This window comes from Clostridium rectalis (assembly GCF_900626095.1).
GTDB lineage: Bacteria > Bacillota > Clostridia > Clostridiales > Clostridiaceae > Clostridium_AS > Clostridium_AS rectalis.
In genome coordinates, this window is sequence record NZ_UYZZ01000004.1 from 224,632 (window position 1) to 248,089 (window position 23,458).

A 23,458-nucleotide genomic window follows, 5' to 3' on the forward strand; every position below is an offset into this window, starting at 1 on the left:
ATTTTGTTTTTTTAAATTTTATTTGTAAGTTATAAAGTTATTTTAATAGTTTAAAATTTTTTAAGTTTCTATTATTTTTAGTAATATAACTCTATTATGCATTTAAATAAATCTCCATCAAAATCAATATACATTATACCACCGTGAAGCTCTATTATGCTTTTAGCTATGGCTAATCCTAATCCATTGCCAGATATATTTGAGTTTCGTGAAGCATCGCCCCTAGTAAATCTTTCAAATATCTCCTCTTTATCGAAGTCAAGAGCAGTAAAGGATGTGTTTTTAAAGGAAAGTTTAATACCTTTAGGAATGGAGTCTATTTCTACAAATACTCTTGTGTTTTTTACTGAATATTTTAGAGCATTATTTATTAGGTTTTCAAAAACTCGAGACATTCTATTTCCATCTAAATCAATTTGAATATTATCTTTAAAAGTTCTAACTACAAAGGCTAAATTTTTATCTGTATATAATTCTGTGTCAGAGTACTCTGCTATAGACTGATTTACTAGTTCTAATATATCTACATTACTTTTGTTTAATTGTAATTTACCGCTACTCATTTTTGATATTTCAAAAAGATTTTCTATTAGAGATTTTAATTTTAAACTTTTTTTATTTAAAATTTTTATGAAATCTTCTTTTTCTTTTTCAGAAATATCTTCTCTTAATAATATATCTGTATAGTTTATTATTGAGGTAAGGGGTGTCTTTAAATCATGAGATACATTGGCTATTAACTCACTTTTTAATCTTTCATTTTTTATTTGATCTTCAATTGATATTTTAAAACCCTTATTTAATTTGTTAATATTTTTAGCCAGTCTTTTAAGGGATTTGTCTCCATTTTCATCTATAGTATAATCTAAGTTACCATTGGTTATTTGGTCTGCTCCATTTATTACTTTATCAAGCTGTTTAGAAAATATAAATATTTTAGGTAGTATGAGAAAAACATATATTATACATATAAAACTAAGATAGGGATTAGACTTTTTCATATTAAACATTATATATAGTAGAATAAGAAAAAGGGAAGACGATAAAATATAAAAAGTTATTTTAAATAAAGCCTTTCTATTGTCAAACCAGTTATTTATACTAATTAATAATTTGACTAGGTATGAATTTTTAACCCCTGTTAATAACCTTGTTTTTCCTAAAGATAATAAGACTATTAGTATAATAATAATTATAGCTATAGAGTATGTTAGTTTTATTTTATTTCCTTTAATGTTTTGCTGTACATGTGAAATACCTTTTTTATTTATATTTAATTCATTTTCAATTTCCTTATTAAAGCTTTGAAGAATATCTTTTAAAAGTATATTGTCATCTTTTGAATAAATATAATTTTTAGGAAACCAATAGGCTTGTATAAAATTTTTTGGATCTTTAATTTTATTAGTATATAAAGGAGCTGTGTCTGTATTATAAGTTATGTTAAACCATTTGCCCTTACTAAAAACATAATTATATAAGGCATCATCTGTATTTAAAAAGCTGCTAATATTTTTTTTAATAGTATTTATATTTTCCATGTCATTAGTTAAAAAAGTACCTCTTCTTTTATCTATTACTATAAATTTTACAAGTTTGTTATAGTTTTTGTTGCCCTTAGTGATTTTAATTTTTTTACTAATAACGTCTAATTCATCTTGGGATTTTATGGATATCATATTTAAGTAATTTGTGTAGTTATAAATATATGTATTTCCTAATGTTGCACATTGTTTTAGCCAAATAGTATAATCTATCCAATGGATGCTGAACATATCTGAGTTATATTTTTCTATGTCATTAATTTGCTTTGTTTGATATGAAACTTTTGACTCTAAAGTAGTAATATAATCATATTGATGTTTCATATTTAATAAATTTTTATAGCATGCAAAAAGAAGAATAACTATTGAAAGTAGCATAATTAATGTAGCTTTTTCTAATATATATAAAACCTTTGTTTTACAACTATCCATATACTTATTTTTCAATTTTGTAACCAACTCCCCACACAACTTTTATATATCTAGGATTTTTGGGGTTTATTTCTAGTTTTTTTCTCAATCTTCTTATATGGACAGATACTGTATTTTCACTTTTGAAGGCAGGTTCATTCCAAACTCGTTCATATATTTCATTGGAAGGAAATACTCTACCCCTGTTTTCTGCAAGGAGGAGTAATATATCATATTCTATAGGGGTTAATTTTATTTCCTTACCTCCTAAGGTAACAATATGGCTAGATTTATTTACAATTATATCGTCAATAACCACAAAATCATCTGATGTTTTCTGTACTGCATTACCAAAATCTACATATCTCCTAATTTGTGATTTTACCCTAGCAATTAGTTCAAGGGGATTAAATGGTTTGGTAATATAGTCATCAGCCCCAATATTGAGCCCAAGAATTTTATCTGTATCTTCACTTTTAGCAGATAGCATTATTATAGGTATGTTTTTGTTTTCTCTTATTTTTATGCATGTTCTTATGCCATCAAGTTTAGGCATCATTATATCAAGTAGTATTACATGAATTTTATTTTTATTTAAGGCATCTAGAGCCTCTAGACCATCACTTGCTTTAATAATGTTTATATTTTCTGTACTTCTAAAATAAACTTCAATAGCATCTCTAATTTCCTTTTCATCATCTACCACGAGTACATTATAATTACTCATTTTATAGGCCTCCATTATTATCTTCTATAAAGAAAGAAGCTAAAAGGTTCTTTAATAAGACCATTTTTATTCATAGCTTTCTTTATGTTTCTTAAATGATATATTTTATTATCATAATCTTTAGCCTGATTATCGCATATGTATGCATAATCATATTGGCCTTCTTTATACCAACCCATAAATATATATGTATGGGTTGGTATTCCGTTTTTATTTAATGATTCATCTGTTGTAAAACATATATTACCAGGTTTTAATTTCTTATAATCTCTTTCTTTTTTAAAACCTTCTCTTTTCATTATATCTAGAATTTGAGTTGTATTGCAAATATTATTGTTTATCTTTACGTTATTAAGTCTTAAAACTTCGCAAATAAAGTATACACAGGTATTACTAGAGTCACCATTGTTTAAAGAAACAGCTTGGTTATAAGCTTTAATTCTATTATTTTTACTTAACATAAAATTATATATTTTATTCTCTAATTCGTGATTATAACTTTTTTTATACATGGTAAAAAATATTGAAAATAAAATAATAATAGATGTAAAGATAATTTTTTTATTTCTTTTTGTACTAAGGGTAGATTTTTTCATGGAATTCAGTCCTTTCAAAGTTAAGTTCTATAAATAAATAGTAGATTAAAAATATTACAAAATTTATGATTAATAATTAAGAATTCCGTACAATATTACAAAAGTTGTAAAAGTATAGTTTAATATCACAAATGGTCATTGTAAAGAGGGAAAGAGACAAATTACTGATTTCCCTAAAAATTATTTTTGTGAGGCTTTTAATTAAATGCAATATTTACAATTTAATTGAAGAAATATAACGAAAAAACAAGAAGTACATAATGAAATAGGAGAATTAACAAGTAAAAGTCAACTTTTCTTCTTTATTTTTATGTAAACCTTAACTATATCAAGTAATGCTTATTAAAACTTCCCTACAACATTTGTATAAAATAAAATATATTGGTATAATTTACAATGGATTTAACAAAACCTATATATAGATATGTAAAAAGGTCTATAATAGGCTTTTTATTTTATTGGAATTTATAAAATTTATGTGTAAACATAACTATAATTTTTTATGGGCATAAATTTTACAAATTTTTTCAAATAGTTAAATTAAAAAATCATATATTTTTAATATATGATTTTATTATTATGTTTACGGAGGAGAGTGTTAATGGAAGGAAGTAGTATAGAGCTGAGACAGGAAGTATTTCAGTCTGATGCATGGAAAATTGTTCATTGGTTAGAAGATGATAAAGTGACTGAATATTTAAACGAAAGACAAAACGTGGGAAAAAGCATTAAACAAGTTATACAAAGGGTAAATATGCCTATTCTTACTCATTTGTTTAATCAAAATGGAAGTTTTTTTATGATAACTACTGAGGAAGATGAGCCTGTAGGATTCTTAAGACTTGTACCTAAACAAAATGGAGCAGAAATGGTTATAGTAATTGGAGATAGAGAAAAATGGGGACAAGGTTTAGGCTCACATGCAATAGTAGAAGGATTAAAACATGCTTTTTTTAAGTGGAGATCAGAGGAAGTAATTGCGAAGATTAATTTTAAAAATGAAAGATCTAGAAGAGTTTTTAAAAAGGTTGGATTTGTAGAAGAGAAAAAACTGGCTATAGAAACACAATACTCAATTTCTATGGCTAAATTTTTAAAATTAGCGGCATAAATATAGATTTAGAAGTCTTATGTAAGTAATGCATAAGGCTTTTTTTATGTGCATACAGCATGGTCACAATCTAAAGTATAGAATAGGTATTAACCAATGACAGGAGCAGAAACTTATGGGTTTGAATATGGTTCCTTAGAAAGAATTTTATCAAAAAAATATGTAACTGGCTTATAAAAGAGTTGAAGAAAATAAATGGAAAATTAAAGCAGATATGACTTGGGGAGGAAAACTTTTATACCTTTCATTATATTGGTCTAGGTATACTTCAAAATTAAAGGTGTTACTATAAAAATATGTAATTAAATGATGTATTTTGAAAAAATATGTATTTATTAAATAATATGTTGAATGTGTAAAAAAAATATGATAATATTACGTTGTTCTAGAACGTGTAAATATTAACAGTAATATGTAGATAGATATCTATCAAAAATAACTAATATACATAAAGGTAAAGGAAGAAGGTCATACTAAATGAAAAAATATAGTTTTGTTGTAATACCTTATCTAATACTTTGTATATTAACCTATGTTTATTTTGGACGTGTACACTATGAAGATAAAATAAATATTAGTGACCTTAAAAAGTGTCAGTATATTCCTTGGGGGGTCAAATCTATAATTAAAGATGATTTAAGAAGCAAATTTACTGGGAAAGGTATAAAAATTGCTATATTGGACAGTGGTATTAAATTTAATCATCCTGATTTTGGACTTAATATAAAACATGGTTATAACGTAATTAATCCAAAAGAATTACCTATAGATGACAATGGACATGGTACCCTTGTAGCTGGAGTAATTGGTGCCCAAAATAACAGCATTGGTATTGTTGGTATAGCACCATATGCTGAAATATATCCTGTGAAGGTTTTAGATAAGTATGGGGAAGGGGATATTAATGATATTGCAAAAGGAATTGATTGGTGTATAGAAAATAAAATTCAAATAATTAACATGAGTTTTGGGATACTTAAAGACAAGCCGGTATTATACAATTCAGTTAAAAAAGCAATTGATTCAGGTATTTTAGTTGTTGCCTCAACTTATAACTCATACGGTCAGGAAGTGGGATATCCGGCTTCTTATGATAAGGTAATTTCAGTTACAGCAGTTGATTCAAAGTATAGAATTGGAGAAACATCACCGAGGGGGAAAGTGGACTTTAGCGCCCCAGGGACTAATATATTATCGACTACAGTCAATAATGGATATGAGTATTGTAGTGGTACATCTTTTGCAACTCCATATATTTCAGCAGTAATTGCATTAATACTAGAGAATCCAAAAATATTTATGCTTAGTGGGCAAGAAAACTATGCATATGAATATATATACAATGCTTTGAAACGTATGTCAAAACATTTAGGAGGAATAGGTAAAAATTCTACATTTGGTGAAGGGTTTGTGAGTGTAAATAACATTATTTAAATAAAAAGGGGAATCAAGTTTATGAAAAACAATAAAAAGTTATTTAAACAATTTTTATCTTTATTAATGACCTTTTGTTTATCTTTTTCTTTTTTCAGTGGGTCATTTGTTTTTGCAAAGACATCAAAAAAAGGTAATATTAAAGTAATAAAAAATGATAAAAATATATGTGAAGTTGTTGGTGAGTATAAGGGTGATGAACTTCATGCTATTTTTGATAAAAAAACAAATAAAGTTACTATGAAGTCAATTGAAAAGCCTAAAAACATGGTGTATTCTTTACTTTTTAGTGAAAATAAAGTAAAAAATTATGAGGTTGAAATTCATGAATTAAGGAATCCTGAAAAACCAGGAATAGTTTCAGCAACTATCATTGATAAGGATACAAAAAAAGAATATAAAATCCAAGATGACGATAAGGTTAAAGCACAGGCACCAGCCGCTGTACCATTGCTTGAAATTTTGGGAGCACAAGTCTTAGAAAAGTTAGGCGAATTAGGGTTATTGATGATTATTAGTAATGCTACATATGCTATAGCATCATCAGTAGCTGATGAGTTAACAAGTCAAAGAAAACAGCGTTATTTTGAAGCCTATATTGATTGGGGAAAAAGAGATGTTTTAGTTGGCCCAGCTATAAGTTATCAGCAAGCTAAATCAAGGGCAAGAAATAACAAAGATATAATGTGTGTAAAAGAAGATGATGCTTATGATGTAGCATACTGGGCTCTTAAAGAACAGTTTCCGGGGACGGCGGGGCTTGGCATGAATTTTACTCCAGTGGGCCCTGAAATTCATGGAGGTGGTGCTCATGGATATTATAAACATTACCATCTTCATGACAGAGCAAAAAATGGAGGACATATATTTTTTTTATGAAGATAATAAATATTATAATTAATAAATAATTTTATATACATTAGTTGTTAACTTTAATAACAAACCTCATTAAAAAATGAAATAAAGTAATTTTTTATCAATGAGGTTTGTTTTAAATTGCAAGCAAAAGTAAATACGATGAAATGATAACTTTATTAATTTATTTTAATATAAGCAAGGAGGGTATCTATGGTAAATGTTATTAATATAGGTAAAGAAGTTAAGGGAGAAATAGGCGTAATAAATTTTTTTGGTGATCGTAATATGTTATTTCTAAAACAAGGTGAGAATAAAAATATTGTTAAATTTAATTATAAAAACCAAAAAATAGATAAGATTAAATTTGATAAACCTATTAAATTATTTTCATGTATTAATTCAACTGAAGTCATGTACTATGCAAATATCTATGAATTCAACTCTAAATATGTTGTTAAAATATATAAAGTGGATTGTAATAATTTAAAAAGTTGCTACATTAGTGAATTTAGTACTGAATTTGAAGTTGAAAAGGAAGGGGGTTTTCATAGATTATCATTAGATAGCAGATTAATAGGTGTTAATGATAGATATGCTCTATTTTTACTCCCACATACTCAATATAGTTTTGGAAAACCATTTTTCTATAAAGCTTTGTTAATTGATTCAGTTGAAAAGAGGGTTTATAAAATACCTGATTTAATTGGGGCTATAGATACTATTTTAAGATCGGATCAGATATGTCCTTTTCAAAAAGGTGAATATATTATGTTTAAAACAGGAAGAATTGGAAATTTTGAAAAAAGACAATTTTGGGAGGAACAGAAACAAAAAGGTGAGTTTAAGGAGGAGCATGATAGCTTAGAGAACTTGATTATATGTAAGGTAAGTGAATTTTTAGATAATGTAAAACATGGTATACCAATACATAAAAAAAATATTATTCAGACTTGTGATTTACATGAAGGGTTAAGAATTATTGGATATTATAAAGGTAAAATTATTTATTCAATTCAATCATTTCAAAAAGGTAGAACAGATATAAAGATTTATGATGTTGAATCTCATAAGATAAAAACAATTACAGTAGAAGGTTTTTATGATAATATAAAATATTATAATGGAATGTTTTATGGATTTATCCAAAATAATGAATTTATCAATATATATGATATTATTACCAGGGATAAAATATTTAGTTACAAAGGATGGAGTGTCCATATTATTGACGAAAACTTTATTGCATTTAAAGATGAATTTATAGAGGATAAAACTAAGTCTATATTAGAAATTTACAACTTTAATGATAAAAATAAGATAGACAGCATGGAATTTAATTCTTGTTGTTTTGATTACGAGAAAAATACACTTATAGTTCTTTAGCAGCAAATGTAAGTCTCTGGGTCCTTAAAATTATCTAAGAATTTAGTTGCTTTCTTATTTCGTAGCACATAATTTCTAAAAGACTAGAAGAATTTATGTTCTTAGTAAAATAACTTTCTTTAATTCAAAGTATTTAAAGATAAAATTTAAAAGGATTGGTATTATGATAAATGTTATTGCTTTTTTAACAATGCTACTAGATCATATATGTCAAATTTATTTGCCTGATATTGAAAGATTTAACGTAATAGGGAGGCTGTCTTTTCCATTATTTGCATATGGCATAGCAAAGGGGTTTAAGTATACACAAAATTTTAAATTATATGCTTTACGATTGCTGATAGTTGCAATAGTTTCTCAATTTCCTTATTATTTGTTGTTTAAATTAGACTACTTAAATGTATGTTTTGGTCTTCTAATAGGATTATTCGTGTTAAAATTATATGAATTAAAATATAATAATTTTATTAAGTACATAATGATATTCTTCTTATTCATTTTAGCACATGTTATAAATGTTGAATATGGAATTTATGGAGTATCTTTTATAGTAATTTTTCATGTGTTTAAGAATAAATATGTAATATTTTTCATGCAAATTTTCATTACTATTTTTGGCATTATGGAATATGATTATTATGCTATACAAAGTGTTTCTGTTCTTTCATTTCCATTAATATTGTGTCTCGAAAAATATGATTTTAAAATTAATAAAATAATAAAATATAGTTCTTATCCTGTTCATTTTTTAATAATATGGATTTTCACATTAATTATCCCTGCAAAATAGAGCTTGGATTCATATATGAAAATCTATATTTTAACTTATAAGCTTCTCTTTTAATAATAAAACCATTTACAAAATTTAGAGAATAATTATTTGATAATTACAACCAAGAACTTTTAAATTTATTATTTCGTAAAATTAATTGGTATATAAATATTTAGTGACTTTTTTTTACTGAAGTTTAAACTAAATTAGAATATAAACCCAGAAATAATTCTCCATTTGTATACTATATTAGTAGATAGTAAATTTGTAGGATATCTTAATTGTCGGGAGGATGAACCTGTAGGTGTACCTAAACAAACTGGAGCAGAAATGGTTATAGTAATTGGAGATAGAGAAAAATGGGGACAAGGTTTAGGCTCACATGCAATAGTAGAAGGATTAAAACATGCTTTTTTTAAGTGGAGATCAGAGGAAGTAATTGCGAAGATTAATTTTAAAAATGAAAGATCTAGAAGAGTTTTTAAAAAGGTTGGATTTGTAGAAGAGAAAAAACTGGCTATAGAAACACAATACTCAATTTCTATGGATAAATTTTTAAAATTAGCGGCATAAATATAGATTTAAAAGTCTTATGTAAGTAATGCATAAGGCTTTTTATTTTTTGTAAAAAAATAATTGTAATAATTTAATGGGTAGTATCTTATGTATTAGTATGGAAGTATTAATTATGAAGGGAGATTAGAAAAATGAAAAGGGTGTTTAAAAAAATATTTCCAATCTCTTTAATATTTATCTTGGTATTTTTATTTGTGCCTAGTACTTGCGCAGCTTTTAATCCAAATTCTTCTGACAAAATATTAGTAGGATATTGGCATAACTTTGATAATGGTACTGGAATAATTAGACTAAAGGATGTGTCTACTAATTGGGATGTTATAAATGTAGCCTTTGGAGAATCTATAGGGGATAGAGCTACTATAGAGTTTTCTCCAGAAATAGGAACAGAAGAGCAGTTTAAGGAGGATATTTCATATCTTAATAGCATTGGAAAGAAAGTTGTACTTTCTATTGGTGGACAAAATGGTGTAGTATTATTACCTGATGAAAAAGCAAAAAATAATTTTATAGATTCTATGATATCGTTAATTGATAAATATGGATTTGATGGTATAGATATAGATCTTGAATCTGGTATAAATCTAATTAATAATGATAAGGACTTTAAAAATCCTAAAACTCCTCAAATTGTAAATCTTATTTCTGCTGTAAGGTCTATATGCAATCACTACGGCCCGGATTTTATTTTGAGTATGGCTCCTGAAACAGCATATGTACAAGGTGGATATGTGGCTTATGCAGGAAATTGGGGAGCTTATTTGCCTATAATACATGGGTTAAGGGATAAACTTACTTATATTCATGTACAGCATTATAACGCGGGAGGAAATACAGCACTTGATGGAAATAATTATACACAAGGTACAGCGGATTATGAAGTTGCTATGGCGGAGATGCTTTTACAAGGGTTTCCTGTGGCAGGAGATAAGGATAATGTATTTCCACCTTTAAGGCAAGAACAAGTTTTAATAGGTTTACCAGCTTGTCCATCTGCAGCACCTAGCGGTGGTTATATCAAACCTAATGAAATGAAAAAGGCTTTAGATTATCTTATGAAAGGCATTCCTTATGGAGGAAAATATAATCTTGTAAATAATAATGGATACCCTAATTTTAAAGGATTAATGACATGGTCAATAAATTGGGATGCAAAAAGTGGTTATGAATTTTCTACGAGTTATAGGGAATATTTTGATAACTTTAAACAACCCCCAGTAACTGAAAAGCCAGCAGTGCCAACAGGGTTAAAGGGAAGAGCGGTAGGTAAATCACAAATTAATATAACATGGAACTCAGTTCCGGGAGCAACTAGCTATGATTTAAAAGTTGATAATAAATTAATAATAAATGTTAGTAATCCTTATAAACATATTAATCTTAAACCAGGATCTATCCATAGTTATCAGGTTAGAGCAGTAAATTCATTAGGAAGTAGTGATTGGAGTAAAGTTATATCAGCGCAAAGTAAGTTTGAGGATGATGAAAGAGAGTGGAAACCTAATACTTCATATAAGGTTTTAGATATTGTAAGTTATAAGGGAGTAAATTACAGATGCATACAGGAACATACTTCTCTTATAGGATGGGAACCTATAAATGCTCCTACTCTATGGGAAAAAATAAACTAATTTAAATAATAAGCAGAGATATAGTTGATATTCAATTATATCTCTGCTTTTCATGAGGGAAACTTAATTTTGGGTTTTTATTAATGACTTCATATGGGTTACTAATGGGTCGGCAATAGTGCCAACAACTATTTGAAAATTTTTATCTCCAAGCTTCATAACTCCGCTAGCACCAAGTTTTTTTAATTTAGCTTCGTTAATTAGCTGAGGATTCTTAGCTGACAATCTTATTCTAGTTACACAAGCGTCTAGAGAATCTATATTTTCTTTTCCGCCAATAGCATCTAAAATATTTGATGCTCTTTCGGTAAGATCTGAATTTTTAGCGTTATTTATATTTTCTGATGGTGGTGCATCGTCTTCTCTACCTGGAGTTGGAATATTAAACTTTTTGATAAAGAATAAGAATACAAAGTAGTAAATTACTCCATATATTATACATATTAAAAGTAGCAATAATGGTTTAGATGCTATTCCAAAGCTTAATAAATAATCAGTAAATCCTGCAGAGAATCCAAATCCCATCCTAATGCCCAGGGCGGTGGTAATTGCCAAGGAGCTTGCAGTAAGTAGTGCGTGAATACCATATAATAAAGGTGATAAAAACATAAATGAAAATTCTATTGGTTCAGTTACTCCTGTTAAAAATGATGTTGCAGCCATACTTATTAAAAGGCCTGTAACAGCTTTTTTATTTTCCTTTTTAGCAGCAGTTATCATAGCAAAACATGCTGCAGGAAGGGCAAACATCATTATTGGGAAGAAACCAGTCATGTAAATTCCAGCAGTTGGATCATGAGCATAGAATCTAGCCATATCACCAGTTATAATTTGACCAGAAGCATCTGTAAATTGACCAAATTGAGTCCAGAATATTGGGTTAAGAACTTGATGAAGACCAAATGGAATAAGTAATCTATTAAATAATCCGAATAAAGCGGAGCCTAATGTTCCAGCTGCAGCCATAGTGTTTCCAAAAGCGTTTACAGTATTTTGACATAGTGGCCATACATAATATAAGAAAAGTCCAATAATTAAGCTGTAAAATGAAGTAACTATTGGAACAAAACGTTTGCCACCAAAGAATCCCAGAAAGTCGGGGAGTTTTATATCTTTAAACTTGTTATATAAATAACCGGCTAAAATACCTACAATAAATCCTTGTAATACACCCATATTTAAAGTTTTTGGATTGAATCCAGCAACTTCATACATTACAAAGTAACCTACTATTGCTGCTACGGCAGCTACACCGTTATTTTCCTCAGCTAATCCTATAGCTATACCTATAGCAAATATGATAGCCAAGTTTTGAGGTTTAGTTATAGCATTACCGGCATTATGCATCCAAGCTAAGTTTAATACGTCTTTATCACCTAGTCTATTAAGAAGCGCAGCAGCAGGTAATACAGCTATAGGCGTCATAAGAGATTTTCCTAATCGTTGTAATTTAGCTAAAATCTTATTACCAGTACCATTGGACATATTTAATCCCCCTTATAAAATTTATTTATTAACAACTTATAATAACAAATGCCGTACGCTCATAAGTTATTATAAATAAACAAAATAAAAAAAGCCGAAAAGGATAACCTTTTCAGCTTTTGCCCAAATTAACATGGTTACACGCTGATAACCTAATTTAATTATAACACTTTAAAAAAAGATGTCAATATATTTTTTATAAAATTGATTATATTTTGAATATTGACAAATATATTTTATACATATATACTTATTATAATAAGAAAACGTGTAACTGTTAGATCAGGCATAAGTTTTAGGGCTTATGCCTTTTTTGTCGTATAAGTCGGATAATATGATATTAAGAATTTAAATTGAATGTGGAATTGAATAGGAGGATTTTTATGTTGGATTTCTTTAAGAAAACTTATGCTATGATAGCTCCTGTATCTGGAAAAGTTATAAATTTATCAAAAGTTCCGGATGAAGTTTTTGCAAATAAACTAGCTGGAGATGGAGTGGCTATTGAATGCTTTGATGATGTAATAGTTTCACCTATAGAGGGAACTTTATCATTAATATTTAAAACCAATCACGCTTTTGGTATTACTACTGATAATGGAGCAGAAGTTTTAGTTCATATTGGGATAGATACAGTTAAATTGAGTGGAAAAGGCTTTCAGAGATTAACAAGCGAAGGAAACAAAGTTAAAGTAGGGGAACCTATAATAAAGATAGATAGGCAATTTATAAAAGAGGCGGGATATTCTTTAATTACACCTGTATTAGTTACTAATAGGGATAATCTTAAAGATATTAATTATAAAACAGATATAGAGGTAATTTCAGGAAAAGATACTATATTTACCTATAAAATGAAATAGACAAAAAGAGTTTTTGCTTAAAGGGGGTTTTTACTCCCTCTAAACCTTAGAAGTTGTTATCTAGAGACATACATGCTTTATATTACCACTTTGAAAAGATGGGAGCATTAGAATTAATAGTTATCAGATAAACCCTTTCATTTAAATATTTGAGTTGTATATACAACTCAAAGCTGTTGACAAAATAATTTGTCAACAGCTTTTTTTATTGTGCTGCATTTATAAATTTTTGTATATGCATAGCAATATATGCAGTTTCGTCATCCACTACATTTACGTAAAGTTCCTTTTCTATTATGTTACTTACTTGTTTTGCAAGATTGAAAGTACTAGTATATTGATTTTTAATTGTATTTAAAAGATCATTTTTGATTGAGTTATTTTTTAATATTCTTTCTACTGCAAATCTAATGTGAGTTATAAAACGAACGTAATCTAAGGATTCTTTATCGATTTCTATATTTAATTCATCTTCTATAAATTCTATTATGGTGTTACACAAAAAAGTATATTTTAAGGTATTGGATAGTTTACCTTGATTTCTTGCAGAGTGAATGTGTAGTGCAATAAAACCGATTTCTCCATCTGGAATATTTATGCTTAATCGATTCTCAATCATCTTAACAGCTTTTTTGGCAATCTCAAATTCTTTTTTATATAAGGTTTCTGTTTCAATAAGAAAGGGATTTTCTATCTCATCATTTGCCATAAGCCTTTTTAGAGTAAAGGATATATGATCTGTTAAAGAGATATGTATTTTTTCATTTATTGGTTCTTTCAATTCATTAGAAATTAAAAGAATTACCTCTTCACATAATCCTATAATATTGCTATCTATATTTGTAATAAGTTGTTTAAAGTTGTGAAAATTTTCTTTGTTTTCTATAGTGAATATTTTATCGATTTTTGATTTTTTATTTATTATATCGCCAGAATGTTTACCAAAGCCTAAGCCTTTTCCAAAAAGTATTTTTTCAACATTGTTTTGTTTAACTAATAATACATTATTATTAAATGCTTTTACAACTTCATAGTTAGTAAGCCATAAATTTTTCATATAATATACCCCCTAAAGTCCCAAATTAAATACCCATCTAAAATATTATATCTAGATAAACACAATATTTTAGTAACTTTTTTAAACTAAATATATTTGTATATACAACCTAACAATATAATGATATAATAACATACATAGTTGTATATTGTATACAGTTATGTTAAAACAATATAAATATATTTAGTATATAAACTCAGTTATAAGGGAGGCTTTTAAATTGAAAAAAGCGAGTAAGAATAGTCCACTACCGCTACACCATCAGATTAAAGAAATTTTGCAGGAAATGATAGAAAATGAGGAGTTAAACCCAGGTGATGCCATACCTACAGAAAGAGAATTATGTGAGTTTCAAGAAGTAAGTAGAATGACTGTAAACAAAGCTATAATGTCTTTGGTAAATGAGGGACTACTATATAGAGAACAGGGTAAAGGAACTTTTGTGTCCAAGCCTAAGAGAAATCAACAGATATCACAGTTAAGAGGATTCACTGAAGAAATGAGAGATAAGGGACTAGATACTGATACTCAAATATTATCTTTTCAAATAAAGGATGCTACAAAACAGATAAAATCAGTGTTATGTATGCCTATAGGAGAAAATAAAGTTATTGAGATAAATAGATTAAGAAGAGGTGCTGGAGAACCTGTAGCAATAGAAACAGTTTGGATTCCTCATAATTTATGTATGGATTTGACTGAGGAAACTATTACAGATAAGTCCTTATATAGTACGTTTAGGGACAAGTATAATTATTATTTAAAACAAGCTAAACAAACTATAGAACCTATATTACTTAATGAATATGAATCATCTCTTTTGAATCAGGAAGAGAATGCACCGGCCCTTTTATTTAGGAGGACCACTTATCTTGAAAATGAAATTCCTATAGAATACACAAAGGCTATTTATAGGAGCGATATATATAAATATGAAATAATATTAAGATAATTTTTTATAGAAAGAGGATGGGGATATGAGTAAAAGAAATCTTAATACAATGGATTTAGATAGTATAAGTACTTTACAAATACTGAAGAAAATAAATGATGAGGATAAAAAAATAGCTTATGCTGTGGAAAAAGAACTTGAAAATATAAAAGATTCAGTAGAGATTATTGTAGATGCTTTAAAAAAAAATGGGAGAATGTTTTATATAGGTAGTGGTACTAGTGGAAAGCTTGGAGTTATTGATGCATCGGAATGTCCACCTACCTTTGGAGTAGATGATTCTATGATTCAAGGTATTATCTCTGGAGGAGAAAAGGCTGTAAGTGGTTGGCTTGAACACACAGAAGACAATGAAGAATTGGCCGTAGAGGATATAAAGAAAAGGGGAGTAAAAAAAGGAGATATATTAGTAGGAATAAGTGCTAGTGGGAATACTCCATATGTAAAAAGTGCTTTGGAATATGGCAATAAAATAGGATGTAAAACTATTGGGATTATGTGTAGTGATGAAGGTAAAATAAAGAGAGTATCCCATATAAGTATATGTGTTGATGTAGGGGCAGAAGTTATAATGGGCTCTACTAGAATGAAAGCGGGAACAGCTCAAAAGATGGTTCTAAATATGCTTAGCACTACCTCCATGATAAAGCTTGGCAAAACTTATTCAAATTTAATGGTTAGTGTAAAGCCTATAAACAAAAAACTTGAAAATAGGGTTAAAGAGATAGTTCAATTAGCAACAGGAGAGAAGTTAGTAATTGTAGATAAAATATTAAAACAATGTGAGTACAATCCTAAGATAGCAATTATAATGATTAAAACTGGTATGAGCGCAGAAAAAGCAAAGGAAGAACTAAGTAATTGCAATGGGATAGTATATGAGGTATTAAAAAGTATACAATAGTTATTTATTGGGCATTTTTAAAACCAAAAATAAAAATATTTAGAGAACATAGAATAGTTATTTTTAGAGGTGAGTATTTTGAGAGGAATAATAAATGGTAAGATTATAACAAAGGAGGGAATAGTACATAATAAGCTGTTGATTTTTGGAGAAAAGATATTACAAATAGCTAATGAAGATGATTTAGGTAAATTTCAATTAGAGGAAATATTAAATGCTAATGGAAATTTTATTTCACCTGGATTTATAGATTTGCATATCCATGGTTCTGGTGGGAGAGATACCATGGATGGAAGTCTAGAGAGTTTGAAAGTAATAAGCAATACCATAAAGAAAAATGGAGTTACTGCTTTTTTACCTACAACTATGACCATGAGCAAGGATCGTATATATAATGCTTTAACAGTAATCAAGGAAAGTATGCAGATTAATTTAGGTGGGGCTAAAGTTTTAGGTGCTCATGTAGAAGGACCTTTTATAAATGAAAAGTATAAAGGTGCTCAAAAACCTGATTATATTATAAAACCTAGTTTTAAATTTATAGAGGGATTTAAGGATGTTATAAAAATTATAACATTGGCTCCAGAGAAAGATGAAAACCATGACTTTATTAAAGAAATAAAAGAGAAAACAGATATTATTTTGTCTATTGGACATTCAGATGCTACTTATGAAGAGGCAATTGAGGCTATAGAAGATGGATTAAGTCATTCTACTCATATTTTTAATGCCATGACCCCATTAAATCATAGAAAACCAGGAATTATAGGAGCTATATTTAATAGTGATATAGAGTGCGAACTTATAGCAGATAAGATACATGTACATGAAGCTGTTTTTAATATTTTAAATAAAATAAAGGGAAAGGATAAAATAATTCTCATAACTGATTGTATGCAAGCTGGTGGCATGGAGGATGGATTATGGAGTTTAGGAGGACAAGAGGTTATAGTAAAGGATGGCTCTGCTAGATTACGAAATAATACTTTAGCTGGAAGTATTTTAACTTTAAATAAAGCAGTTAAAAATATTTATGAAAGTACAGATTTATTTTTATGGGAAGCAGTGTCTATGGCCTCTTTAAATCCAGCAAAGGCTTTAAAAATAGATGACAAAAAGGGAAGTATTGATATAGGGAAAGATGCAGATTTAATTATATTTGATAAAGATTTTAATGTTTTAAATACTATAGTTCAGGGAAAAACTGTTTATTAAATAAGAATAATTAAAGTAACAAATTGCACATAATAAGAATAACAAAATAAATTAAATAAGTCTCCATAAAAATTTCTATAGATATATAAGTTTAAAACCGTAGTAAGTTTTAAGTGAAAGCTGTCCTAAATTAAATTTAGGGCAGCTTTTGCGTTACATTATTTTAATCACATGTTTTTCATAGAGATTATTATTAAGACATAAATTTTATATTAGAATTTTGAGTAAGCGTATAAATATTAATTTTATATGTTGTAATTAAAGTATAAAAATATAGATGAAATAATGTACTGATATGGTATACTAAACAATAGTAGAAATATATAATTTAAATTTCAAAGTCATAGTATAAGGAGGAATGTATGTAGTGGTAAGGGATTTTATGAAATATTATAAACCTCATAAAAAGCTGTTTATTTTAGATTTGATTTGTGCATTTTTTGTATCTATTTGTGATTTGTTTTATCCAATGATAACTAGAAGTATAATTAATGATTATGTACCAAATAAAAATTTGAAGTTTCTAATTATATGGAGTGTAGTTTTACTTTTTATATATTTAATAAAGAAGGGATTAAATTATTTTCTCCAGTATTGGGGACATGTGGTAGGCGTAAGAATGCAGGGGGACATGAGAAGAGATATTTTTAAACATCTTCAAAAACTACCCTTCACATTTTTTGATGAAAATAAAACTGGAGTAATAATGTCGAGGATTGTTAATGACTTAATGGATATATCAGAGTTAGCTCACCATGGACCAGAGGATTTATTTATATCAGTGGTAATGCTTATTGGTTCATTTATAGTATTATGTACAATAAATATTCCATTAACTATAATTACTTTTGCTTTTATACCTATACTTATTATATTTGCCATAAAAAAGAGAGTGAAAATGGCAAATGCTTTTACAGAAACAAGAGTAAAAATAGGGGAAGTAAACGCATCGCTTGAAAATTCTATAGCAGGATCAAGAGTTTCTAAGGCTTTTGTTAGCTCAGACTATGAAATAGAAAAGTTTGAAAAAGATAATAATAATTTTAAAGAGGCAAGGGAATATGCATATAAAGCTATGGCAGAGTTTTTTTCAGGAATGAATTTTATAGTTGATTTCTTAAACTTAGTCGTATTATTTTTGGGAGGATATTTTACTTACCTAGGTAAAATTAATTTAGGTGATTATGTAGCTTATCTTTTGTATATAAGTATGTTTATGAATCCTATAAAAAGACTTATTAATTTTGTTGAGCAGTTACAATCAGGTATGACAGGATTTAAAAGATTTTGTGAAATTATGAGTGAAGAAGAGGAAAAAGACTCTATAGGAGCTATTAATGTAGATGGTTTTAAGGGAGATATTGCATTTAAAAATGTAAGTTTTAAATATGATGATGAAGAAAAAAGAGTATTAAATGGAATAAATCTTAATATAGAGGCTGGAAAAACCATAGCATTAGTAGGACCTTCAGGTGGCGGAAAGACTACTTTGTGTAATCTTATCCCAAGGTTTTATGAAATTGATTCAGGGAAAATTACTATAGATGGAATAGATATATCTACTATAAAAAGAGAATCTTTAAGAAAAAATATAGGAATAGTACAGCAAGATGTATTCTTATTTACTGGCACTATTTTAGAGAATATTCTTTATGGTAAGCCTGATGCTACTGAAAAAGAGATAATTAAGGCAGCTAAAAGTGCCAATATACACGATTATATAATGAGTTTACCAGAAAAATATAATACTTATGTAGGAGAAAAAGGATTAAAACTATCTGGGGGGCAAAAGCAAAGATTATCTATAGCAAGGGCTTTTTTGAAAAACCCTAAAATATTAATATTAGATGAAGCAACATCGGCTTTAGATAATGCTACGGAACTTATGATACAAAAGTCATTAGAGGAATTAGCCAAGGGAAGAACTACATTAATAGTTGCTCATAGGCTTTCTACAATAAAAAATGCAGATGAAATAATTGTGTTAACACCAGAGGGTATAGAGGAAAAAGGAAGTCACGAAAAATTAATAAATAAAGAAGGAATTTATGCTTCATTATATAATGCGGGTTAGATAGGATTAAATTTAATTTTAACTAAGTTATTTAATAATGTAAGAGGAGAGATTAGTAAATGTAGTCTCTCCTTTTATATGGGATTTAATATATTACTGATTAAAAGAAATAAAAATAAATTCGATATATTATTGTAAGATATGATACTAAATTTTAAAGTTTTGTTTAAGTTAAAGTATTAGTTTTAAAGGAGTTAGTTGTATTTTATAGAAATTTAATCATATAGGTAATAAATTACAATATATAAAGAGGAGGTTAACAATGATTAAAAGATTTAAAGTAATAGTAACTACTCTTATCTTTACAATAATTTTTTGTAATATTAAGGTACAGGCTTTTCAAGATAATTATGTTGTAAATAAGGATAAGAATTGGACAATTAAATTTAATAAAGAGATACAGTTTAATGAACTTACTAAAAATGAGATTAAAATAAAAAATAATAGTGGTAAATATTTAAATTGTAAAATGAAGTTAGGAGAAGATAAAAAAAGTATAGTGGTAGGTATACCGGAAAATGGTTATAAAGTAGGAGACAAATACACTTTAACTGTTGGTGACAATATTTATTCTAAAAATAATATTAAACTTAAAAATAGTAAAAGTATAAATTTTACTATTAGAAATCAAAGTGAAAATGCAGTTGTAACATTTATTGATAAAAATTTAGAAAAGGCAGTAAGGAATAAAATAAAAAAGACTGCGGGAACGTTGTACCAAAAGGATGTGGATAAAATAACAAATCTATGCTTAGTTAATTATAATATAAAAGACATACAAGGCATAGAACAGTTGAGAAATTTAGTGGGACTTTGGATGGGTGGAACAAGAGTAAAAAATATTTTACCACTGAAAAATTTAAGTAAATTACAAACGCTTAATGCAGTAGATTGCGGCATTAAAGATATATCTTTCTTAGGAGAGCTTTTAAATTTACAGGCTTTATATTTAGGTATAAATGAAATTTCAGATATTAGTGCATTAAGTAAACTTTCGAAATTGGAAAATTTGTCTCTAGAACAAAATAATATTAGAGATATTAGTAGTTTAACTAATCTAGGTAGCTTAAAAATTTTAGATTTAAGTGAAAATAAAATTTTAGACATTAGTAAATTAAGATCATTAACTAAATTAGAGAATTTACAATTAAGAGAAAATAGTATTTCTGATATTACTCCTCTAGGTGGATTATATAACCTAAAATCCATATCTTTAAGTGATAATAATATTAGTGATATTACTCCTTTATCTAAATTATATAGATTGGATTTTCTTACCCTTTCAAATAATAAAATAACTGATGTAAATCCACTTAATAATTTAAAGGGATTAAAGGTTTTATTTTTGATAGGCAACAATATTAAAGAGGATAAAACATTAAGTAGCTTTTATAATGGTATATATTATAAGGATTTTAAATTTGATTCTAAGGGGAATATGGTTTCTAACTAAAAATGTTAATATAAATATCAAAGAAAGTATGGTATGTAGATTTAAAACTAAAAATTTTTTCCCATATGTCTAAATTGTAATTGAAGGATAGTATAAATAATAGTAAAAGGTAAATTATTCATTTAATTTACCTTTTACTATTGGAAAGAAGAGTTTTATGTATGAATTTAAAAGATTTTGAAGCTTTTTTTACAATAAAAGACGTTAATCTACTGAATTGAGTAAAAATGATTGAAAATTCTAAATAAAACACATAATTTAATTTGGATAAGTTTCATATATATGTTAAAATGTTAATAATTCATAGTTTCGTAAAGGGTCTGGAGGTGTAGTAGTATTATAATTATATAGAAAATTAAAATCGGTTTATTATAATGTGTACAAGACTTAAATTACAAAGGTTTTAACATAGCTCATATATGAATCCGTAAGGATGCCTAACATTCATATCAGTAATTTTTCTTGAAAATAATCAATTAGATTCATTTATTTCACATTTAATATGTCATATAAAAATAATAACATTTGAATAAATATTATTTTTACAAAAGGATAATAGAAGTATAAGGTATAACCATATCCAGTATAAGGAATGGTTTATTTTATCATAAAATTACAAGAGATCATATAAATAGGAATTAAGTAAAAGATTTTATCAAAATGGGAGGTAAGGTTTGAGTAATAAAGTAAAGAAGTTAAAAAGTTCATTAGATAAACAAACATTTATAGCAGCTGTGGGGATTATTTTATTAATATCTGTCCCTTTAGTTTTATTCCCTGAAAAGGGAGAAAATATTATAAATAAAGCCTTTGGGTTTTCAACTAATAATTTAGGGTTTGTATACATTTGGTTTGGTATAATAGCATTTATAATGCTTTTATGGGTGGCTTTTGGAAAGTACGGAAAAATAATGTTAGGGGATCCTAAGGAAAAACCACAATTCTCTACTTTTAGTTGGGCAGCTATGCTATTTTGCTCTGGTATAGGATCAAGTATTATGTATTGGGGAGTTATTGAATGGGCTTATTATTATAAAGCACCTCCACTTGGAATTCAGCCGGGAACTTGGAAAGCTGCAGAAGTTGCTGCAACTTATGGGATGTTCCATTGGGGACCAATGGCATGGGCTATATATACAGTGTGTGCATTACCATTAGGGTATTCATACTTTGTAAGAAAAAAGCCTGTATTAAAAATTAGTGAAGTTTGTAGAGGAGTATTAGGGAATAAAGTTGACGGAATATTGGGAAAAATAATTGATGTGTTTTTTATTGTAGGACTTTTGGCAGGAGCAGGTACCACTTTGGGCTTAGGTACACCACTTGCGGCCACAGGGATTAGCAGACTTACAGGAATCCCTAATTCCTTTAGTTTAAATATGGCTGTACTTATTATTATTACCTGTATTTTTGCATGCAGTGCTTATAGTGGTCTTAAAAAAGGAATTAAGGTTTTAAGTGATATAAATGTAGTAGGTATGATAATTCTCTTGCTTTTTGTTTTTATGGCAGGACCTACTGTTTTTATATTAAAAATGGGAACTACTTCCGTAGGGATTTTAGCACAAAACTTTATAAGGATGTCTACATGGCTAGATCCAGTTATAGGGTCAGGCTTTCCAGAAAAATGGACAGTTTTTTATTGGGCTTGGTGGATAGTATACTCACCATTTATGGGACTATTTATTGCTAAGGTTTCAAGAGGGAGAACATTTAAGAATATAATATTAGGATCTTTAGGATATGGAAGTTTAGGATGTGCAGTATTTTTTATAATTTTGGGTAACTATAGTATGTATTTAGATTTGAATAATATATTACCTGTAAGTAAGCTTTTAGTTGAACAAGGAGCTCCTAATACAATTATAGATTCATTGCAGACTCTTCCATTAGGCAACTTGGCAGTAGCTTTATTTATATTTGTGGCGGTTGTATTTATGGCAACCACATTTGATTCAGCATCATATACCATTGCTACAGTAACTACTAAAGAAATTAGATCAGATGAGGAACCAGCAAGATGGAATAGGCTGTTCTGGGCATTTGCTTTATCTATTTTACCAGCAGCATTGCTACTTGTAGATGGTCCATTACAAGCATTTCAGACTGTTTCCATTGTAGGGGCCTTTCCGGTGGTATTAATCATTGCCACAGCTATGGTGTCATTCTTTAGAGAACTAAAAAAAGATGAAAGAACTGTAGGATTAAATTATGCTCATGTAGAAGACTATAAGAATTATAAAACTAAAAGGGATTCTGTTTAGGTCAATATAATTTTGGGGAAATTAGGTTTGTTAATAATAGATAAATATTGATTGTATTTTTAAATCTTTATTTATTATTATATATATTTGTTATGAATTTATTAAGAATTATATAGTAGAGCAATTTACTTAAATAAGTTGAATAGTA

Annotated in this window: 18 protein-coding genes and 1 pseudogene; 14 read left to right on the forward strand and 5 right to left on the reverse strand. The window is 27.8% G+C overall.

Translation table 11 applies throughout. The features are described 5' to 3' along the window. Positions 1-77 precede the first annotated feature (77 nt). From EJL03_RS08255 to EJL03_RS08265, 3 genes are read right to left on the reverse strand one after another with little or no spacing between them, the layout of a single operon-like run. A complete protein-coding gene (locus EJL03_RS08255; RefSeq protein ID WP_243108678.1) occupies positions 78-1,991 on the reverse strand; it encodes a sensor histidine kinase in 1,914 nt (637 codons plus the stop codon). After that, on the reverse strand, positions 1,981-2,682 hold the full coding sequence (locus tag EJL03_RS08260) for a response regulator transcription factor (protein WP_125153492.1): 702 nt from the start codon (positions 2,680-2,682) through the stop codon (positions 1,981-1,983). The genes EJL03_RS08255 and EJL03_RS08260 overlap by 11 nt, the downstream gene beginning before the upstream one ends. Before the next feature lie 17 nt (positions 2,683-2,699). Then, positions 2,700-3,143: a hypothetical protein gene (locus tag EJL03_RS08265; RefSeq protein ID WP_243108679.1), complete on the reverse strand. Its 444-nt coding sequence runs from the start codon at positions 3,141-3,143 to the stop codon at positions 2,700-2,702. A 736-nt stretch (positions 3,144-3,879) separates the two neighbouring features. Here EJL03_RS08265 and EJL03_RS08270 point away from each other — a divergent pair. The 7 genes and pseudogenes from EJL03_RS08270 (at position 3,880) to EJL03_RS08300 (ending at position 11,043) form a co-directional block, all read left to right on the forward strand. After that, on the forward strand, positions 3,880-4,389 hold the full coding sequence (locus EJL03_RS08270) for a GNAT family N-acetyltransferase (RefSeq protein WP_125153494.1): 510 nt from the start codon (positions 3,880-3,882) through the stop codon (positions 4,387-4,389). Positions 4,390-4,866: 477 nt separating this feature from the next. Next, positions 4,867-5,823 carry a S8 family peptidase gene (locus EJL03_RS08275; RefSeq protein WP_125153495.1) on the forward strand — a complete coding sequence of 319 codons (957 nt, stop codon included), beginning with the start codon at positions 4,867-4,869 and terminating at the stop codon, positions 5,821-5,823. Between the two features lie 21 nt (positions 5,824-5,844). Continuing rightward, a complete protein-coding gene (locus EJL03_RS08280; RefSeq protein ID WP_125153496.1) occupies positions 5,845-6,702 on the forward strand; it encodes a hypothetical protein in 858 nt (285 codons plus the stop codon). Positions 6,703-6,891: 189 nt separating this feature from the next. Continuing rightward, entirely contained in the window at positions 6,892-8,064 is a 1,173-nt protein-coding gene (locus EJL03_RS08285) for a hypothetical protein (RefSeq protein ID WP_125153497.1), read from the forward strand. A 163-nt stretch (positions 8,065-8,227) separates the two neighbouring features. Further along, a complete protein-coding gene (locus EJL03_RS08290; RefSeq protein WP_125153498.1) occupies positions 8,228-8,854 on the forward strand; it encodes a TraX family protein in 627 nt (208 codons plus the stop codon). A gap of 195 nt (positions 8,855-9,049) precedes the next feature. Further along, positions 9,050-9,409 (forward strand): annotated as a pseudogene (locus tag EJL03_RS08295) (GNAT family N-acetyltransferase); the annotation flags it as partial. Between the two features lie 134 nt (positions 9,410-9,543). Next, positions 9,544-11,043: a glycosyl hydrolase family 18 protein gene (locus tag EJL03_RS08300; RefSeq protein WP_125153500.1), complete on the forward strand. Its 1,500-nt coding sequence runs from the start codon at positions 9,544-9,546 to the stop codon at positions 11,041-11,043. Between the two features lie 63 nt (positions 11,044-11,106). Here the strand turns inward: EJL03_RS08300 and EJL03_RS08305 are convergent, their stop codons facing one another. After that, positions 11,107-12,528 (reverse strand): PTS transporter subunit EIIC, encoded by a 1,422-nt coding sequence (locus EJL03_RS08305; protein ID WP_125153501.1) that lies wholly within the window; start codon positions 12,526-12,528, stop codon positions 11,107-11,109. 383 nt (positions 12,529-12,911) lie between these two features. Here EJL03_RS08305 and EJL03_RS08310 point away from each other — a divergent pair, with 383 nt between their 5' ends. Next, on the forward strand, positions 12,912-13,391 hold the full coding sequence (locus EJL03_RS08310; RefSeq protein ID WP_125153502.1) for a PTS sugar transporter subunit IIA: 480 nt from the start codon (positions 12,912-12,914) through the stop codon (positions 13,389-13,391). 205 nt (positions 13,392-13,596) lie between these two features. Here the strand turns inward: EJL03_RS08310 and glcT are convergent, their stop codons facing one another. Then, positions 13,597-14,448: a glucose PTS transporter transcription antiterminator GlcT gene (glcT, locus tag EJL03_RS08315; protein WP_125153503.1), complete on the reverse strand. Its 852-nt coding sequence runs from the start codon at positions 14,446-14,448 to the stop codon at positions 13,597-13,599. A 220-nt stretch (positions 14,449-14,668) separates the two neighbouring features. Between glcT and EJL03_RS08320 the strand changes: the two genes are divergently transcribed. From EJL03_RS08320 to EJL03_RS08345, 6 genes are all read left to right on the forward strand, one after another. Continuing rightward, positions 14,669-15,400 carry a GntR family transcriptional regulator gene (locus EJL03_RS08320; protein ID WP_125153504.1) on the forward strand — a complete coding sequence of 244 codons (732 nt, stop codon included), beginning with the start codon at positions 14,669-14,671 and terminating at the stop codon, positions 15,398-15,400. A 25-nt stretch (positions 15,401-15,425) separates the two neighbouring features. Next, positions 15,426-16,304: an N-acetylmuramic acid 6-phosphate etherase gene (gene murQ, locus EJL03_RS08325; RefSeq protein WP_125153505.1), complete on the forward strand. Its 879-nt coding sequence runs from the start codon at positions 15,426-15,428 to the stop codon at positions 16,302-16,304. Between the two features lie 78 nt (positions 16,305-16,382). Then, positions 16,383-17,519, forward strand: a complete 1,137-nt coding sequence (gene nagA, locus EJL03_RS08330) for an N-acetylglucosamine-6-phosphate deacetylase (RefSeq protein WP_125153506.1) — start codon at positions 16,383-16,385, stop codon at positions 17,517-17,519. Between the two features lie 367 nt (positions 17,520-17,886). Continuing rightward, on the forward strand, positions 17,887-19,593 hold the full coding sequence (locus EJL03_RS08335; protein ID WP_125153507.1) for an ABC transporter ATP-binding protein: 1,707 nt from the start codon (positions 17,887-17,889) through the stop codon (positions 19,591-19,593). A 262-nt stretch (positions 19,594-19,855) separates the two neighbouring features. Continuing rightward, positions 19,856-21,046 carry a leucine-rich repeat domain-containing protein gene (locus tag EJL03_RS08340; RefSeq protein ID WP_125153508.1) on the forward strand — a complete coding sequence of 397 codons (1,191 nt, stop codon included), beginning with the start codon at positions 19,856-19,858 and terminating at the stop codon, positions 21,044-21,046. Positions 21,047-21,720: 674 nt separating this feature from the next. Continuing rightward, a complete protein-coding gene (locus EJL03_RS08345) occupies positions 21,721-23,310 on the forward strand; it encodes a BCCT family transporter (protein ID WP_125153509.1) in 1,590 nt (529 codons plus the stop codon). Positions 23,311-23,458: the final 148 nt, after the last annotated feature.